Below are 17,760 nucleotides of genomic sequence, written 5' to 3'. Positions count from 1 at the left end.
GCGCCCGTTCGGCCGCCCCTCCCGGCCGCCCACTCGAAGGCCGTAGGCTGGGGCGCACCATGACTGCGCCTTTCGCTGCCGATGCCCGCACCCCCGTCGAGCTGCTGCACGCATACCTGCGCGGCGGCACTCCTTCGGTCGATCCCGCGGCCCCGCTGGTGACCTTCTACGACGATGCCACCGGCGAACGGGTGGAGCTGTCCGCCCGGACCTTCGACAACTGGGTGGCCAAGACCGCCAACCTCCTCCAGGACGAGCTGAACGCCGGCCCGGGCGACCGGGCGGCGCTGTTGCTGCCCGCCCACTGGCAGAGCGCCGTCTGGCTGCTCGCCTGCTGGTCGGTCGGGGTGGCGGCGGTGCCGGGCGGCGACCCGGCCGCCACCGACCTGGTGGTCAGCGGCCCGGACGGGCTGACGGCCGCCCAGGCCTGCCAGGGCGAGCGGGTGGCGCTCGCCCTGCGTCCGCTCGGCGGCCGCTTCCCGCAGCGCCCGGACGGCTTCCTCGACTACGCCGCCGAGGTGCCCGGCCAGGGCGACCGCTTCGCGCCGTACTCGCCCGTCGCCCCGGACGGGCAGGCACTGGAGACCCTGGTGGACGGGCTGCCGCTGAAGCTGACGGGCGAGCAGACCGTCGCGCTGGCCCGGGAAGGCGCGGTCCGCCTCGGGGTGAAGCCCGGCGACCGGGTGCTGTCCACCCTCTCCTTCGACGACTGGGCGGGCCTGGAGGCCGGCCTGCTGGCACCGCTGGCGGCCGGCGCCTCGGTGGTGCTGTGCCGCAACTCGCAGACGCTGGGCGCCGAGCAGTGGGAGAAGCGGATCGAATCCGAACGGGTGACACTGCGCCTCGGGTGACCCCCGGGCCCGGGCCGGGCGGGTAGGGATCCCTGCCATGGCCGAGGACGACACCGAGCACCCCCCGACCGCCACTCCCCCGACGGACGGCCCCCCTGCGGACGGTCCCCCCGCGGACGCCGTCCCGGGCGGGGCCGGACCCCCGCGCAGACGCAGACGCCGACGGTGGCTGATGGTCACCGCCGGCGTCGTCGCGTTCCTACTGGTCGCCACCGGGGTCCTGCTCTACGTCGCCTACCGCAAGCTGGACGGCAACATCCGGACCGACTCGGCCACCGACCGGCTGCTCGCCAAGCTGGAGGCCGAGCGGCCGAGCCGCACCGCCGGCGCGCGGGGCGCCGAGAACATCCTGCTGATCGGCAGCGACGACCGCTCCGGCGCGAACGGCTCGTACGGCGGCGAGCCGGGCACCCAGCGCTCGGACACCACGATCCTGCTGCACCTGGCCGCCGACCGGAAGCGTGCGACGGCGGTCTCCGTCCCGCGCGACGTCATGGTCACCGTGCCCGCCTGCGAGAAGCCGGACGGCACCCGCAGCAAGCCCGGGCTGATGCAGTTCAACTGGGCCTTCGAGACCGGCGGCCCGGCCTGCTCGATCCGCACCGTCGAGCAGCTGAGCGGGATCCGGATCGACCACTACGTGATCGTCGACTTCAGCGGCTTCAAGACCATCGTGGACGCGATCGGCGGGGTCGACGTGTGCGTGCCGCAGCCGATCCACGACAAGGACGCCAGGCTCGACCTGTCCGCCGGCCGGCAGACCCTGCACGGCGAGCAGGCGCTCGGCTACGTCCGGGCCCGGGAGAGCCTGGGGGACGGCAGCGACACCCAGCGGATGGGCCGTCAGCAGCAGTTCCTGGCGGCGCTGATCCGCAAGGTGGAGTCGCAGGGGGTGCTGCTGAACCCGGCCCGGCTGTGGCCCGTGCTGGACGCGGCGACCTCCTCGGTCCGGGCGGACGGCGGGCTGTCCTCGCTCGGCGCGCTGTACGACCTCACCCAGGACCTGCGCGGCATCCCCACCCCGAACGTGGTGTTCCTGACCGCTCCGCGCCGCCCGTACCGCTACGACTCGGACCGGGACGAGTTCGTGCAGCCGCAGACCGGCCAACTGTTCGCGGCGCTGCGGGACGACCGGCCGGTCTCCGTCCGGCCGCCCGGGTCGGCGGCGGCGCCGGGCGCGGGCGTGAGCGCGGGGGCGGGTCCGAGCGCGGGCTCCACCGAGGCCGCGATCGCGACTGCCACGGCTTCGGCTTCGGCTTCGGCTTCGGCGACGGCTTCGGCGACGGCTTCGCCCTCGGCGGGTGCCTCGCCCACCTTCGAGGGGCGCACCGCCGACCTGGACGCCTGCTCGCAGCACTGAGCGGGCCCGCGGAACCGGGCCGCACGAAGCCGCAGGTCGGCGCGGGTGCGTCCGGAACAGGTAAGACGGCGAACGGAATTTACCTCCGCTTTGTTCAACCATGATGAGGATCACACCCGGAACGTTTCCTTCACCCGGCTCGTCTACTGTGTCCGGATCGGCCCACCAGGACGGGCGGGCCGTAGCCGTGACCGGTCGAAGGTAGGGAACCCCCGTGCACGAGGAGCAACCGGAAACCGGCCGGTACCGCGTGGACCCGGCGCCCGGTGTCCCCCGGCAGCGCCGTCGCCGGGCCGCCGAACCGCCCGAGGCGCCGGCCGGGGAGGGCCGCCGGGACAGCCGCCGGCGGGCCGCCGCGATCGCCAAGCGGCAGCGGCGCCGACGGGCCCTCAAGTGGACGGCCGGGACCGGCGCCCTGGTGATGGCCGCGGGCTGCGGCGGGGCGTACTACCTGTACCAGCACTTCAACAGCAACCTGACCTCGGTCAAGGTCCAGCTGGGCGACGAGGCCGAACGCCCCAAGGCCGCCGGCGAGGCGCTGAACATCCTGGTGATCGGCACCGACAGCCGGGAGGGCCTCGGGCGGGAGTACGGCGACGCGGGCAGCACCGGGCACGCCGACACCACCCTGCTGTTCCACCTCTCCAAGGACCGCTCCAACGCGACGGTGGTCAGCCTCCCGCGCGACCTGATGGTGCCGATCCCGGAGTGCCGGAGCGCCCGGGGGAAGACGATCCCGGGCACGGCACGGGACATGTTCAACAACAGCCTCGGCCAGGGCGGGCGCGACGCCGGCTGCACCTGGAAGACCGTCGAGAAGAACACCGGGATCCGGGTCGACCACTTCGTGCAGGTCAACTTCGAGGCGGTGAAGACGCTCTCCACCGCCGTCGGCGGGGTCGAGGTCTGCGCGGCCAAGGACATCAACGACTCCGGCTCCCACCTCAAGATGACCAAGGGGCGGCACGTCGTCCAGGGCGAGGAGGCGCTGGCCTTCGTCCGCACCCGGCACGCCGTCGGCATGGGCGGCGACCTCAGCCGGATCCCGTTGCAGCAGCAGTTCATCAGCTCGATGATCCGCAAGATCAAGGGCGACGACACCCTGACCAGCCCGACCAAGCTGTACAAGCTCGCGGACGCCGCCACCAAGGCACTCACCGTGGACGACGGCATCGGCAGCGTCGACAAGCTCAAGAACCTCGCGCTGGACATCAGCAAGGTGGACACCAAGAACATCACCTTCGCCACCGTGCCCGTCCTGGACGACCCCAAGGACAAGGACCGGGTGATCCTCAAGCAGCCGGACGCCCAGCAGGTGTTCGCGATGATCGCCGGCGACCGCTCGCTGACCGGGACCGCCACCCCGCCCGCCCCCGACGGCGCCACCCCGGGCGCACCGACGACGCCGGCCGCCACCGCCCCGGCGGTGGACACCACGGACGTCCAGGTGACGGTCCGCAACGGCAGCGGCAAGCGCGGGCAGTCCGGTCCGACCGTCGACAAGCTCCGGACGAAGGGCTTCGCCAAGGCCGCCGTCGGCAGCGACGCCCCGGTCGCCGCGAGCAGCACGGTGACCTACCAGCCCGGCCAGGAGGCCGCGGCCGGTGCCCTGGCCGCCGCCCTCGGACTGCCCGCCGACGCCGTCCGGCCGGCCGCGAAGGCGGACCCGAGGACGGACCCGAAGGCCGGGCTGCAGCTGGTGCTCGGCAAGGACGCCCTGACCGCGCCCGGCACGGCGGCGGGGGTGCCGACCGAGGCGCCCGAGGACCTCCAGCGGGTGCAGGCGGACGACACCGACCTCTGCGCCAAATAGGTCCGCTCCCGAGCCCGGTTCCTGGAGCGGGAACGGGAGCGGGAACGGGAACGGCCCGAGGGCCCCGTGCGCACCGACGACGGCGGGCGCGACGGGGCGTCAGCCGGTCTTGGAGAGCACGTCCTCCGCGGACGGGCCGACGCTGGCGATCACCCGGCGGGCCAGCGACCGCGGCGAGGTGAGGAAGCCGAAGCCCCAGCTGAGGTGCATGGTCGCGAACGCCACCGGCAGCATCGCCCTGGCCTTGGCGGACAGCCCGCGGCCCTCGGTCACGGCACCGCCGACGATGCCCAGCAGGTAGGCGCCGGGCACCGCGAGGAAGGCCGGGTGGACGGCGGCGCCGAGCACCACCCCGAGGGTGACCGCCAGCAGCGCGGCCGGCGGGGCGAGGTAGCGCAGGTTGACCGAGCCGCGGTGGTAGCGGGTGACGACCCGGCGCCAGCGGCCGTAGTCCTTGTACTGCTTGGCCAGTGCCCGCACCGAGGGCCGCGGCCGGTACGTCACCTTGAGCTGCGGGGTGAACCAGACCAGGCCGCCGTCCTGGCGGATCCGGTAGTTCAGCTCCCAGTCCTGGGCGCGGATGAACTCCTCGTTGTACCCGCCGAGCTTCTCCAGCACCTCGCGCCGGAACACCCCGAGGTAGACGGTGTCCGCCGGGCCGGCCAGGCCTCCGGTGTGGAAGGCGGCGTTGCCGACGCCGAGCTTGGAGGTCATCGCGGCGGCGACCGCGTTCTCCCACTCGGTCTCGCCCTCGGCGTGCATGATGCCGCCGACGTTCGCGGCCTCCATCTCGCCCAGCAGCCGGACCGCGGTCGCGATGTAGCCGGGGGTGAGCAGGCCGTGGCCGTCCACGCGCACCACTATCGGGTGGCGGGAGCCCCGGATCGCGGCGTTCAGCCCGGCGGGCGTCCGGCCGGTGGGGTTCGCCACCGTCCGCACCCGCGGGTCCTCGGCGACCAGCTCGGCGGCGATCTCGTCGGTGCGGTCACGGGAGGGACCGAGGGCGATCACCACCTCCATCGGCCCCGGGTACTCCTGGTCCAGGATGCGCCGGACGGCCGTGCGCAGGTGACGTTCCTCGTTGAGCACCGGCATGATCACGGAGACAGCCGGCAGCTCCTCAGCAGCCTTGGTGTTCATCGGGGCCCACCGTACCGGTGCGGACGCGTCCTCGTCTCGTCCCGGTCGGGGCCGCCGCGCGCACCTCGCGGCCCGGCACCGGCACTGTGATCAAGAACACCGTGCTCCGCCGTCGACGCGGGCCCGGACCGGACGGGTCCGGTGCGGGGCCGGTGGGGATCCGGTGCCGGTCCGGTGGGGGGCCGGTGCGGATTCAGAGCAGGTAGTGGACCACCGTGAACATCGCGTAGCCGGCCAGCGAGAGCCGGTTCACCAGGTGCTGCGGACCGCCCAGCCGGTCCGGCAGGGCGCGGTCGGGCCGCAGGTCGGGCCGGTGCGCGGCGGTGGCCACCGTCCGGGCCAGCGCCACCGGGTCGTACCGGTCGCCGAAGTGGCCGGCCAGCCAGACCGCCGGGCGGCTGGCGAAGGAGAACTCCCGGCCGCCGCGCAGCCGGATGGTGAGCAGGTCGCGGTGCACCGCCGCCGCGCTGATCTCCGCCCACCGGAAGCTGCGGGTGCGCAGCGCGGTGGCCACCCGCAGGCCGTCGCGGTCGGCCACCATCTGCCAGGACAGCGTCTGGGCGCAGGCGAGGATCGCCGTCGAGCCGATCCAGAGCGGCCGCACCAGGTTCTCCCACCAGCCGTCGTCGTCGAGCAGCACCACGGCGGTGGCGACCAGCAGCGCCGCCACCGGCCCGGCCGCCGCCCGCAGCGGTGCCGGCATCTCCCAGCGGCGGGCGGGCACCGGCTCGCTGTCCGGCCCGGCCGCGGGGGCGGCGGCCACCGTCTCGGCGGTCAACGCGGCGACGGCGAGTTCGCGCTCGCGGTAGCGCTCGGTGCGGCGGCTGAACCGCGGGGCCCGTGCGGCGGGGGCGACCACCGCCGCCACCCAGTTCGGGTCGTGGTCCAACAGGCCGGGGCGGACGAGGAGTTGGTGGTCGGGGCCGTCGGGGCCGCGGTACAGCACGGCGGGCACGCTGCGGCCGGCGCGGGCCAGCCAGGCGGCGGCCTCGGCGGGGGTGGCGCGGTCGACCGGGTCCTCGTCGAACTCGTCGTCCTCGTCGACGTCCTCGTCCCCGTCGTCCCCGTAGTCCGGGTCGGGGCCGACCGGCGGGTCGGGGTAGTCGGCGTCCTCGTCGTCAGTCGACTCGAACTCGGACACCCAGGCCGGGCCCTCCCCGTCCGGGGCGCCTCGGTGGGCCCAGCGGTACCGGTCGCGCTCGACCAGGCGCCAGAGCCCGGGACCGTCCGGCGGGCCGTCCAGCGGCAGGACCAGCAGGTCGCCGCGGGCGTCGGCGCGGACCCGGACGGCGAGCGCGGGGGCCGAGCCGGCGAAGGCCGGGCGGGCGCGGCGCGCGGTGGCGACGGCGGCCGAGCCGAGCAGCACCAGGCCGGGCAGGGCGATCAGGCCGCCGGCGCTCAGCTGGCCGGAGAGGTCGTAGTCGTCGCCGAGGGCGCGGACGGAGTCGCCGTCCACCAGCAGCGGGACGGGCTCGCCGGGCTGCGGCCGCCGCCGCCACCAGACGTCCAGGGCGGCGGTGCGGTCGGGGCCGCCGCCGGGCGGCGGGAAGCGGACGGTCAGCACGCCGTCCCGGTCGGTCGTGCCCGCGGTGCCGGTCACCCGGACGGCCTGCTCGGCGGCGGCCTCCGTCCGGGCCTGCGCCCAGAGCCCGTACAGCGGGAAGGCCGCGGCGACGACGAGCAGCAGGATGCCGAGGACACGGCTCAGCGCGGGCGGGCCGTCGCGCCGGACCGGCGAGCCGCCGGGGTGGACGGGCGTGGGCGCGCCGGCGGCCGTCCACGGGAAGGGGACGGGCGGGGCCATCAGCTCGTCCAGCTGCCGGCGGGCGCGGCGGCGGCCGGCCTCGGCGCCCAGCAGGACGGCGGTGAGCAGCACGTGGAGCAGCACCGCCGACCAGCGGGCGAGCGGGGTGAGCAGGCCGTCGGGGAGGTACCAGAGCAGGGCCAGGACGACGGGCGGGACCAGCACCCGGATCCGGATCCTGGTGGCCAGCAGGACCACCTCGGCCAGTACCGACCAGCCGGCCAGCGCCGAGCCCCAGGTGTCCCGGCAGATGCCCTGGGCGTTGCACCGGGCGGCGCTGGGTTCCACGGCGGTGGCCAGCACCGCGAACGCGACCGGCAGCAGCGCGAGCCAGCGCCCGTCCAGCCGCCAGGCCGTCCGGGCGGTGCGCCAGCGGACGGCGGCCGCGACGGTGAGGGGCGCGGCGCTGGGCAGCGGCGGGGCGTCCGAGGGGAACATCGGACGATCATCTCAGCCGTTCGGAGGCTGAACGCGCGTCAGGGGCGGCGGCGGGACAGCGCCCGCGGCAGGGGCCCGGCAGCCGCCGACGGACCGCACGCGGCGCGGGGGCGGAGCCGCACGCGGCGGGGCCGGGTGCGGTGTGCACCCGGCCCCTGCTTCCCCGGCCTCTGTTCGCAGGCCCCGGTCCGACGCCCCCCGGCGCCGGATCAGTCCGTCGCGATGGCGGCGAGGACGTTCATCCGTCCGGCCCGGAAGGCCGGGACGAGGGCGGCGACCAGGCCGATCACCACCGAGGAGACCAGGGTGATCGCGATCGTGGTGGTGGGGATGGAGAGCGTCGCGAGGCCCTGGTCCCGCAGGACGCCCTGCACGGTGACGCCCCAGGCGAGGCCCAGCCCGGTGCCGAGGACGGCACCGAACACCGCGATCACCACCGACTCCAACCGGATCATCCGGCGCAGCTGACGGCGGGAGAGCCCGATCGCCCGCAGCAGGCCGATCTCCCGGGTCCGCTCGACCACCGACAGCGCCAGGGTGTTGACCACGCCGAGCACCGCGACCGTGATCGACAGGGCGACCAGCCCGTAGATCAGGTAGAGCAGGGTGTTGATCTGGGACTGCACCAGTTCCTTGTACCCGGCCTGGTCCTTGACGGTCAGCTGCGGGTACTCCTTGAGCCCGTCCTGCAGGGCGGTCAGCGTCTTGGCGACGTCGGTGCCGGAGGCGGCCTTGGCGAAGAACGTGTCCACCGGCGGCTGTTCGGCGGCCGGCACCACCTTGGCCATGGTGTCCATGTCCACGAAGGAGCCGTTGCCGAACAGCTCGCCCTTGGCGAAGACCACGCCGACCGGCAGCACCTGGGTGCGGCCCCGGCCGTAGTCGACGGTCACCTGGTCGCCGACCTTGAGGCCGTGGTCCTTGGCGAAGGCCTCGCCGATGCCCAGCGAGCCGCGCCCGATCGACTCCACCGCACCGGACTTGACGGTCGGCCGGAAGTCGGTGCCGAAGAAGGCGGGCGGCACCGCGTCCAGGCCGGTCTTCGCCTTCTGCCCGTCGGGCAGCTGGACCTTGGCGGCCTGGAAGCCCTTCTGGGTGGTGACGTGGTCGATCCCCGGGGTCCGGCGCACGATGTCCAGCATCTCCTGGGTGACCTCGGCGCGGCCGCCCGAGATGATGTAGTCGACGCCCACCGACTTGTCGATCTGCGCGCTCGCCGAGGTGACCGCCGAGGAGCTGAACACCGAGGAGGCGATCACCAGTGCCAGGCCGATCATCAGCGCGGCGGCGGTGGCGCCGGTCCGGCGCGGGTTGCGCATCGCGTTGCGCTGGGCGAGCTTGCCGGACGGGCCGAACAGGGCCGGCAGCACCGCGCCGAGCACCCGGACGATGGCCGAGGCCAGCAGCGGGCCGAGCACCACGAAGCCGACCAGGGTGAGCACCACGCCCAGGCCCAGGTACTGGCCGCCGGTGGCCGCCTTCTCCGACCGCGCGCCGAGCACCAGCGCGCCGCCGCCGACCGCCGTCATCAGCAGGCCGACGACCGAACGGACCAGGTTGGCGCGGCCCTCGGCCGGGGTGCCGTGGTCGCGCAGGGCGGCCATCGGCGAGATCCGGCTCGCCCGGCGGGCCGGGAACCAGGCCGCGACCAGGGTGACCACGATGCCGAGCGCGTAGCCGGCGATGAACACGTCCGGCCCGATCTGCAGGTCGGCCGCCTTGAGGTCCATGCCGATCGCGTTCATCAGCTTGATCAGGCCGAGCGCGACCCCCAAGCCGGCCGCGACACCGAGGGTCGAGCCGAGCACGCCCAGGATCAGCGCCTCGACCAGCACCGAGCGGTTGACCTGCCGGCGGCTGCCGCCGACGGCGCGCAGCAGACCGATCTCCCGGGTGCGCTGGGCGACCAGCATCGAGAAGGTGTTGATGATCAGGAACCCGCCGACGATCGCCGAGACGAAGGCGAAGCCGAGCATCGCGTACTTCATGAAGTCGAGCCCGCTGCCGATCTGCTTGGTGCTCTCCTCCTTCTGCTCGGCCGCGGTCTTGACCTGGTAGCCGCCGCCGACCTTGGCCACCGCGTCGGCCTTGAGCCGGTCGTTGCTGCGGGTGCCGTCGCCGAAGGCCTCGACGGAGGTGTAGGCCGGCTCGCCGAGCAGCAGCTGCTGGGCGGTCGGGGTGTCCAGGAAGGCGAGCGCCGCGCCCGGGTTGGTGGCGGTGAAGGTGGCGATGCCGGCGATGGTGAAGTCGTGCTTGCCGCCGGCGTTCTCGACCCGGATCCTGGCGCCGAGGCCGAGCTTGGCCTTCTTCGCGGTGTCCGCGTCCAGCACCAGCTCGCCGGAGTTCTGCGGTACGTGGCCGGAGGTGACGGTGAGCGGGTTGCGCGGGGTGTCGGTCCAGTTGCCGACCAGGGTGGGCGCGCCGCTGGTCGGGCCGACCAGCTTGTTGGTGGCCGGGTCGATCAGGATCGCGTTCCCGACCATGACCTGGCCGACGGCCTTCTTCACGCCGGGCACCGCGGCGATCTGCTCGGCCAGCGCGACCGGGACGGTCGGCGGCTTGACGGCGGCCTGCTGCTCGTCGTCCTCGGCCGGCTTGGGCGGCTGGACGGAGACGTCGGAGGCGGTCGCGGCGAACAGTTTGTCGAAGGTGCTGGTGGCGGTGTCGGAGAACACCAGGGTGCCGGAGACGAAGGCCACCGACAGCACGACGGCGATGAGCGAGAGCGCCATCCGGCCCTTGTGGGCGAAGAAGCTCCGCAGTGAGGTCTTGAGCAGCATGGTCGTCGTCCCGCCGCTCAGCTGGTGCGCTTGCCGTCGAAACGGCGCATGCGTTCGAGGACGGAGTCGGCGGTGGGCGCGTGCATCTCGTCGACGAGCACGCCGTCGGCGAGGAAGAGCACGCGGTCCGCGTAGCCGGCGGCGACCGGGTCGTGGGTGACCATCACCATGGTCTGGCCCAGTTCGTCCACCGAGCGGCGCAGGAAGGTCAGCACCTCGGCGCCGGCCCGGGAGTCCAGGTTCCCGGTGGGCTCGTCGCCGAAGATGATCTCGGGGCGGGCGGCCAGCGCCCGGGCCACCGCGACGCGCTGCTGCTGGCCGCCGGAGAGCTGGGTCGGGCGGTGCTTGAGCCGGCCGGCCAGGCCGACGGTCTCCACCACCTGGTCCAGCCAGGCCTGGTCGGGCTTGCGGCCGGCGATGTCCATCGGCAGCGTGATGTTCTCCAGCGCGTTCAGGGTCGGCAGCAGGTTGAACGCCTGGAAGATGAAGCCGATCTTGTCCCGGCGCAGTCTGGTCAGCTGTTTGTCCTTCAGGCCGGTGATCTCGGTGTCGCCGATCCAGATCCGTCCGCTGCTGACCGTGTCGAGCCCGGCCAGGCAGTGCATCAGGGTGGACTTGCCGGAGCCCGAGGGGCCCATGATCGCGGTGAACCGGCCGCGCTGGATGTCGACGTCGACCGCGTCGAGCGCGGTGACCTTGGTCTCGCCCGAGCCGTACGCCTTGGTGACCTGACGGGCCGAAGCGGCGACGGCGGAGGCTCCGCCGGGAAGCTGGGGGTCGTACACGGCTGCTGCTGCCGTCGTCACTGGAGTCTCCTATGGAAGATGCGCTCACCCGTTTGCCCCAGCCTCACGGGTCCGCCCGCCTGGCGACATGGTGCTGGCGGTAGTCCTCGACCGGGAGTCACCCCCACCCTCCCGGTGGACCGGGCTGCCGGACCCGGCCGGATCGGGCCGTTTCCTGCGTGGTGGGGATGTGTGAACCACGTTAGGAGCGGACGGCGGACGGCTCGTCATCCGACGGAATGAAGCGGCTCAACCAAGGTTCTGCGGGGTGCGGGGCACCTCCCCCTAGGGGTCGCCGCGGCCCGTCTCGGGGACGCCCCGTACGGGCCGCGGTGCTGGTCGCCCGGGCCGGTCAGCGGCCGGTGAACGCCGGTCAGCAGCCGGACAGCGCCGGAGCGGGCTGCCGCTCCAGGGCCGTGGCGAAGCCCTCGACGACCGGGGCGAGCAGGCCCTCGGTCTCGCGCTCCAGCAGGGTCGTCCCGTCCTCGCGGGCGGTGACGTGGCGGTCGAGGACGAACCAGCCCTGGGTGATGTGGCCGGCGCCCATCGAGCTGAGCACCGGGCGCAGCGCGTAGTCCACCGCGAGGACGTGCGCGGGCGAGCCGCCGGTGGCCAGCGGCAGGACGGTCTTGCCCGCGAGCGCGTACTGCGGGAGCACGTCGAGCAGGGCCTTCAGCAGGCCCGAGTAGGCGGCCTTGTAGACGGGGGTGCCGATGACGACGCCGTCGGCGCGGGCGAACAGCTCGGTGACGGCGACGATCTCGGGGTGGTCGAAGTCGCCCGACAGCAGCGCGTGCGCGGGCAGGCTGCGGGCCTCGAAGGGGACGACGTGGTGGCCGCGGTCCGCCAGGCGCGCGTCGACGTGGCGCAGCAGGCGGGTGGTGCGGGAGGTGGCGGACGGGGAGCCGGAAACGGACAGGACGACGGCCATGGGTTCACCTCTGGCTGGAAGCGGGGCGGCGCTGCGCAGCGGGGGGAGGCGCTGCGGTGGGGTCACCGGAGTGGGGTCCGGTACCGGGGGCGCTACGTCGGTGGACGTGCGGGATTCGACGGGCGCGCGTCAGCCGCGACAGAGCGAACAGGCCACACCGCGCCGCAGGTCGACGTACCGCCGACGCGTGAGTGCCCAACGCTGATCCATGTCCGGAATGCAAACACGCCGTGTTCGGGCCGGTCAAGAAACGTTTCAGCCTCTGGAACGCCGGGTGTCCGGGCGTTGCGGCGGGCCCGGGCGGCAGGGGTCGCGGCGGACGTCGCCGCGGGGGCCGCCGCGGACCTTGCCGCAGGCCTTGCCGCGGACCTTTCGGCGGAACGATCCGGTACGTGCATCAAAACGGCTACAAGAGGCCTGGCAGGCCCCCCGGGGGGAGTCAGCCCCACCGGGGTCGGGCATCCTCGACGGCATGAACACCTGGCAGGAGGGCCGCCCGGGGGGCGGCGGGAACCCGTACGGCGGCAACGGAGGCGGCGGCGCGGCGGCCGAGCCGCCGCTGCCGGCCTCGTTGAACCCACGCGGCCCGGGGCAGTCCGCACCGGCACAGCCCGGGCAGCCGGAGCCGTCGCGGCTCGGCGGCGTCCCGCAGCAGGGGGCCGGCACGCCGGGCGTCCGGCCCGGCGGCCCGGCCGGTCTCGGGCGTCCGGGTGGACCGGGTGGGCCCGGCGGCCCCGGCGGCTCCGGTGGTCCGGGCGGGCCCGGCGGCCCCGGCAGTGCCCGGCCGGCCGGTGCGCAGGCCGCCGGACGCTGGCCGCGGCGGCGGATCGTCAAGTGGTCGGTGTTCGGCCTGCTGATCGCCGTCATGCTGACCGCCGTCTCGACCTGGTTCTGGGCGGACTCCAAGCTCAACCACGAGAACGTGCTCGCCGACTACCCGGGCCGCCCGGCCGCGGGCAAGGGCACCAACTGGCTGATCGTCGGCTCCGACAGCCGCCAGGGCCTCACCGACTCCGAACAGGACGACCTGCACACCGGGCACGACACCGAGGGCAAGCGCAGCGACTCGATGATGATCCTGCACATCGGGGAGAACGGGAACACCCTGATGAGCATCCCGCGCGACTCCTGGGTGCCGATCCCCGAGCACGCCGGCAGCAACGGCAAGTCGGTCAAGGGCACCACCGCGAAGATCAACTCGGCCTTCGGCTCCGGCGGCGGACGCCTGCTCGTCCAGACCGTCGAGCAGAACACCGGCATCCGGATCGACCACTACGCCGAGATCGGCTTCGCCGGCTTCGTGGGCATCGTCGACTCGATCGGCGGCGTGGAGATGAAGATCGACCAGCCGGTCAAGGACAAGGACTCCGGCCTCGACCTCCAGGCCGGCGACCAGACCCTCACCGGCAAGCAGGCCCTGGCCTTCGTCCGCCAGCGCCACCAGATGGCCGACCAGGACCTCGGCCGGATGCGCAACCAGCAGAAGTTCCTCGGCGCCCTCGCCCACCAGGCCGCCTCCCCGGGCAACCTGCTCGACCCGTTCACCTTCTACCCGCTGGTCGACTCGGCGCTCGGCACCCTGATCGTCGACGACGACTGCGGGCTGACCGACCTCGGCTCGCTCTTCCTCGCCATGAAGGACGTCAACGGCGGCAGCGGCAAGAGCCTGACCGTGCCGATCGGCAACCCGGACTACCGGACCAAGACCGGCGAGTCCGCCGTGCTGTGGGACGCCAACAAGTCCAAGCAGGTCTTCGACGCCTTCAAGAACGACACCGCGGTGCCGGACATCAAGTAGCGGCGGCTGTCGGGTGACGGCTGCGATTGCGGCTGCGGCTGCGGAGTGAGCGGACGCCGCCCGCCGCCGCCCCGGTCCACCACCGCCGGCACCGCCGTCGCCACCGCCTCCTGGGCCACCCGGTCCGGGAGGCGGTCGCGTTCCACCGGGTCCGGGCTATCCCGCCTCGGTCTGACCGGCGTACGGCAGCAGGCCCGTGCCGCACTCCGGGAAGCGGACCAGCCACTCCCCCTCGCCGCCCGCGTCCTCGGTCGCGCCCGCGTAGCCGTAGTGGATCGGCTGCCCGTCGCCGCCCAGCCAGCGGGCGTTCGCCAGCTGCACCGACAGGGCCGCCGGGCGGTGCGGCGCGGCCTGCTCCAGCACCAGTCGGTGCTCGGTCTCGCCGGGCCGGAAGATCACCGCGGTCTCCGTGCTCGGGCGGCGGGAGAAGCCGCGCGCCCCGTCCGACCAGTACGCGGCGACCGTCACGGCGAGCGTGCCGTCCAGGCTGCCGGTGCCCGGCCGGACGTACTCCTCGTCGGCGATCCAGCGCGAGTGGTGGCGGATCTCCTCCTCGTCCGGGCGCTCGTCCCAGCGCACCCAGTAGCCCGCCACCCGCTTGACGGTCATGCCCTCGCGGACGACCCGGACCGCGAACCGCGCCGGGCCGACCGGCGTGAGGGAGGCGGCCGGTTCGCCGAAGGCCGGTTCACCGAAGGCCTGTTCTCGGGAGTCCGGTTGGCCGGAGGCCGGTTCGCAGGAGGTCAGGGAGACCACCGTCACCTGCTCGTACGTCACCTCGCCGTCATCGGCGATCTGCTCGATCATCGGTGAACCACCTTGCCGGAAAGTCGAGTTCGGTCGCGGCTCGGCCCGCTTCCGAGGAGGAGGAGAGCGTAGGTCGACGGCGGCGACGGCCGGCCCGATTGCGCGGTTCAGCCCCCGGGCGGTCGCGCACCCGGATACCCTGCCCTCCCCCGCCCCGACCGCACGCCCGTCCGGTCTCAGCCGGGCAGCCGGTCGAGCACGATGCCGAAGTGCTCGCGGTAGGCCGTCAGCGTCTCGGCCTCGGTGAGCTGCCGCTCGGAGCGGGTGCCGTCGGGCGCGGTGCGGATGAGCCGGGTGCCGCTGATCGTCGTCCGGCCGCCGTCCTCGGCGAGCCCGGAGCAGGCGGTCGTACGGGTGAAGTGCGAGTCCGGCGAGGTGCTCCGCCACCAGCAGGTCGGGACGAAGTCCGCGAGCGCGTACGGCTGCGGGTCCAGGCGGTACTGCGGGGCTCCGTTCATCCGGACGTCCAGCTCGCCGTGGGCGCCGTGCGGGACGACGGTGAAGGTGCCGTGCGGGTCGGACTGCGGACCGCGCTCGTCGAGGCGCAGCGGGAGCCGGCTGAACCAGCCGAAGCCGACGTCGGCCAGCCAGGGTTCGTCCAGGTCGACCCGGATCGCCATGTGGTCGAACGGCGTGCCGGGGTGCTCCCCGCTGAAGACCCGGCCGGCCAGCAGGCTCACCCGGTAGCCCAGGGAGCGCAGCAACTCGGCGAAGGCGCCGTTCAGTTCGTAGCAGAACCCGCCGCGCCGCCGGTCCACCAGCTTGGCCACCAGGGCCGCCGCGTCCAGGACGACCGGCTCGCCGAGGTGGATGCTCAGGTTCTCGAAGGGGACGGCTCGGAGGTGGGCCTCCTGCAGCCGGGCCAGCTCCCGCGCCGACGGCTCCCCCGGGTCCGGCACGCCGATCCGCGTCAGGTACGCCGTCCGTGTGGTGGGTGCCAGCTCCTCGTACGCCTTGTCGTGATCCATTCGCCCATTCCAGCCGGGCCGGGGGCGCCCGGCCAATCGGTCCTTCGGCTTAGGACCGGCGTCCGGGGCCGGGCGCCGCCCGGGTGCGGGCCGCGAACGCCACCGCCCCGGAGTGGGAGGTCGGCGGATCCGACGTCCCACTCCGGGGCGGCACGCGTGCCAGGGGCAGCGGCGACTACTTGACCTCGCCGGACTTGGCGATCTTGATCGAGGCCGAGGTGCGACCGCTCGGCGAGCCGAGCGACTCGATCTTCTTCACCAGGTCCATGCCCTCGACGACCTCGCCGAAGACGACGTGCTTGCCGTCCAGCCAGTCGGTCACGATGGTGGTGATGAAGAACTGCGAGCCGTTGGTGTTGCGGCCGGCGTTGGCCATCGACAGCAGGCCCGGGCGGTCGTGCTTCAGCTCGAAGTTCTCGTCCGCGAACTTCGCGCCGTAGATGCTCTTGCCGCCGGTGCCGTTGTGGTTGGTGAAGTCACCGCCCTGCAGCATGAAGGACGGGATCACGCGGTGGAAGCCGGAGCCCTCGTAGCCGTAGCCGTTCTGGCCGGTGGCCAGCTCGCGGAAGTTCTGGGCCGTCTTCGGGACGACCTCGTCGAACAGCTTGAAGACGATGCGGCCGGCCGGCTCGTCGTTGATGGTGATGTCGAAGAAAACGTTGGAACTCATGCAGGGATCATGGCACGAGCGGCCGTCTCCCGCGCGGTACCCCCGGCAAGGAACGGGCCGGGACCGCCGTGTTATCCGGGTTGTCCGTGTCCGTAGCCAGGCCCGAACCGGAGAAGCTAACATCGGTGTCAGGTTCACGTCCCATCGCGGCGCGGCCCTTCGAGGCACGGCCCTTTCACGGCAAGGCTCTTCGAGGCTCGGATCGGATGACGGGGTGGACGGCATGCGGATCGGCGAACTCGCCCGGCGGACGGGCGTGAGCGAACGCTCGCTGCGCTACTACGAGCAGCAGGGCCTCCTGGCCGCCCGCCGCACCGACGGCGGCCACCGGGAGTACTCGGAGGCCGCCGTCGACCGGGTGGTGCACATCCAGGAGCTGTTCGCGGCCGGGCTGCACAGCCGCACCATCTACAAGATCCTCCCCTGCATGCGGGACTCCGACGGCGGTCCGAGCGAGACAGCCACCCCGCTGCTGGTCGAGGAGCTCACCGCCGAGCGGGCGCGGATCGACCGGACGATCAACGACCTGCTGCGCTCGCGCGAGGTGCTGGACGAGGTGATCGCGACCGCCTCCGGAGAACCGTCCTCCGGAGAGCAGTCCACCAGCGAGCAGTCCGCCGGGAACCCGTCCTCCAGAAAGCCGTCCGCCGAGGTCGCCTAGCCGGGCGCTCGACACGGGCCGGGCCGAGGAAGAGCGGCCGGCCCGTCCCGTCGGCACGGTGTCCATCGCGCCCCGGACCTCGTCGGCGTGCTCGCGGGCGACCGCGTCGTCGGTCACGGTCCGGGGCCCCACCGCCGCCACGGGCCGCAGCATCACCATCGCCAACCAGTGTGAGGGGAACGGACGATGATCACGATCGGGGTCTACCTGGCACATCCGCGGCCGGGCAGCTTCAACCACGCGCTGTACCGGGCCGTGGTGGACGAACTCCGGGAACGCGGCTGCGAGGTACGGACCCACGACCTCTACGCGGAGGGCTTCCCGCCGCTGCTGAGCGCCGAGGAGACCGGCACGGTGGACCCGGCGGAGTGCCCCACCGACCACCAACTCGCCCGCCACCAAGCTGAGTTGGCCACTCTGGACGCGCTCGTGCTGATCCACCCCAACTGGTGGGGCATGCCGCCCGCCGTCCTGGTCGGCTGGGTGCAGCGGGTGCTGGCCCCCGGCGTCGCGTACAAGCTCGGTAGCGCCGACGGCGAACCGACCGGGCTGCTGCGGGCCGGGCGGGCCCTGGTGCTGAATACCTCGGACACGCCCGAGGCCCGCGAACACGACGAGTTCGGCGATCCGCTGGAACGGATCTGGGCGGCCTGCGTGCTGCCGTACGTCGGCGTCACCGACGTACGGCGCACGGTGTTCCGCACCGTCACCGACTCGCCCGCCGCCCTGCGCACCGACTGGCTGCGGCAGGCGCGGGAGCAGGCGGCGGCGTTGCTCGGCTGACGAGGCCGGTACGGGCCGGTACGGGCCGGTGCGGGCCGGTGCGGGCCGGTGCGGGCCGGTGCGGGTCAGGCCGGGTCGTACAGGTCGGGCGGGGTTACGGGAGGTTGCGGGCCATCACGATCCGCTGGACCTGGTTGGTCCCCTCGTAGATCTGCGTGATCTTCGCGTCCC

The 17,760-nt window shown here is 73.6% G+C and carries 14 protein-coding genes; 6 read left to right on the top strand and 8 right to left on the bottom strand.

Annotated elements, in window-relative coordinates:
• Positions 1-59: 59 nt before the first annotated feature.
• The 3 genes from AB0Q99_RS32955 to AB0Q99_RS32945 all read left to right on the top strand — a co-directional run bounded on the left by AB0Q99_RS32955 (position 60) and on the right by AB0Q99_RS32945 (position 4,024).
• Positions 60-851: a TIGR03089 family protein gene (locus AB0Q99_RS32955; protein WP_363577699.1), complete on the top strand. Its 792-nt coding sequence runs from the start codon at positions 60-62 to the stop codon at positions 849-851.
• Positions 852-1,023: 172 nt separating this feature from the next.
• A complete protein-coding gene (locus AB0Q99_RS32950; protein ID WP_363577697.1) occupies positions 1,024-2,211 on the top strand; it encodes an LCP family protein in 1,188 nt (395 codons plus the stop codon).
• A 214-nt stretch (positions 2,212-2,425) separates the two neighbouring features.
• Complete coding sequence (locus tag AB0Q99_RS32945) at positions 2,426-4,024, top strand: LCP family protein (RefSeq protein WP_363577695.1); 1,599 nt, start codon at positions 2,426-2,428, stop codon at positions 4,022-4,024.
• 99 nt (positions 4,025-4,123) lie between these two features.
• On the opposite strand, the gene AB0Q99_RS32940 is transcribed toward AB0Q99_RS32945, so the two are convergent.
• The 5 genes from AB0Q99_RS32940 to ssuE form a co-directional block, all read right to left on the bottom strand.
• Entirely contained in the window at positions 4,124-5,164 is a 1,041-nt protein-coding gene (locus AB0Q99_RS32940) for a glycosyltransferase family 2 protein (protein ID WP_363577693.1), read from the bottom strand.
• Positions 5,165-5,357: 193 nt separating this feature from the next.
• Complete coding sequence (locus tag AB0Q99_RS32935; RefSeq protein WP_363577691.1) at positions 5,358-7,406, bottom strand: hypothetical protein; 2,049 nt, start codon at positions 7,404-7,406, stop codon at positions 5,358-5,360.
• A gap of 209 nt (positions 7,407-7,615) precedes the next feature.
• Positions 7,616-10,186 (bottom strand): FtsX-like permease family protein, encoded by a 2,571-nt coding sequence (locus AB0Q99_RS32930; RefSeq protein ID WP_363577689.1) that lies wholly within the window; start codon positions 10,184-10,186, stop codon positions 7,616-7,618.
• Between the two features lie 17 nt (positions 10,187-10,203).
• The gene (locus tag AB0Q99_RS32925; protein WP_363577735.1) at positions 10,204-10,971 is read right to left on the bottom strand and encodes an ABC transporter ATP-binding protein; all 768 of its coding nucleotides are present in this window, start codon (positions 10,969-10,971) and stop codon (positions 10,204-10,206) included.
• A gap of 373 nt (positions 10,972-11,344) precedes the next feature.
• Positions 11,345-11,902, bottom strand: coding sequence for an NADPH-dependent FMN reductase (gene ssuE / locus AB0Q99_RS32920; protein ID WP_363577687.1), 558 nt, complete (start codon positions 11,900-11,902; stop codon positions 11,345-11,347).
• Between the two features lie 472 nt (positions 11,903-12,374).
• Here ssuE and AB0Q99_RS32915 point away from each other — a divergent pair, with 472 nt between their 5' ends.
• On the top strand, positions 12,375-13,700 hold the full coding sequence (locus tag AB0Q99_RS32915; RefSeq protein ID WP_363577685.1) for an LCP family protein: 1,326 nt from the start codon (positions 12,375-12,377) through the stop codon (positions 13,698-13,700).
• A gap of 156 nt (positions 13,701-13,856) precedes the next feature.
• Here the strand turns inward: AB0Q99_RS32915 and AB0Q99_RS32910 are convergent, their stop codons facing one another.
• The 3 genes from AB0Q99_RS32910 to AB0Q99_RS32900 form a co-directional block, all read right to left on the bottom strand.
• Positions 13,857-14,507: a hypothetical protein gene (locus AB0Q99_RS32910; protein ID WP_363577683.1), complete on the bottom strand. Its 651-nt coding sequence runs from the start codon at positions 14,505-14,507 to the stop codon at positions 13,857-13,859.
• Positions 14,508-14,683: 176 nt separating this feature from the next.
• On the bottom strand, positions 14,684-15,475 hold the full coding sequence (locus AB0Q99_RS32905; protein ID WP_363577681.1) for an arylamine N-acetyltransferase: 792 nt from the start codon (positions 15,473-15,475) through the stop codon (positions 14,684-14,686).
• A gap of 175 nt (positions 15,476-15,650) precedes the next feature.
• Positions 15,651-16,145, bottom strand: a complete 495-nt coding sequence (locus AB0Q99_RS32900; protein WP_363577679.1) for a peptidylprolyl isomerase — start codon at positions 16,143-16,145, stop codon at positions 15,651-15,653.
• 223 nt (positions 16,146-16,368) lie between these two features.
• On the opposite strand from AB0Q99_RS32900, the gene AB0Q99_RS32895 reads away from it, so the two are divergent.
• Positions 16,369-16,806 carry a MerR family transcriptional regulator gene (locus AB0Q99_RS32895; protein ID WP_363577733.1) on the top strand — a complete coding sequence of 146 codons (438 nt, stop codon included), beginning with the start codon at positions 16,369-16,371 and terminating at the stop codon, positions 16,804-16,806.
• Positions 16,807-16,992: 186 nt separating this feature from the next.
• On the top strand, positions 16,993-17,589 hold the full coding sequence (locus tag AB0Q99_RS32890) for an NAD(P)H-dependent oxidoreductase (RefSeq protein WP_363577677.1): 597 nt from the start codon (positions 16,993-16,995) through the stop codon (positions 17,587-17,589).
• Positions 17,590-17,760 lie beyond the last annotated feature (171 nt).

The organism is Kitasatospora sp. NPDC086791 (assembly GCF_040685975.1).
Classification (GTDB): domain Bacteria; phylum Actinomycetota; class Actinomycetes; order Streptomycetales; family Streptomycetaceae; genus Kitasatospora.
The sequence above is the reverse complement of the archived record's forward strand: the minus strand, read 5'-3'. Positions and strand labels throughout refer to the sequence as shown.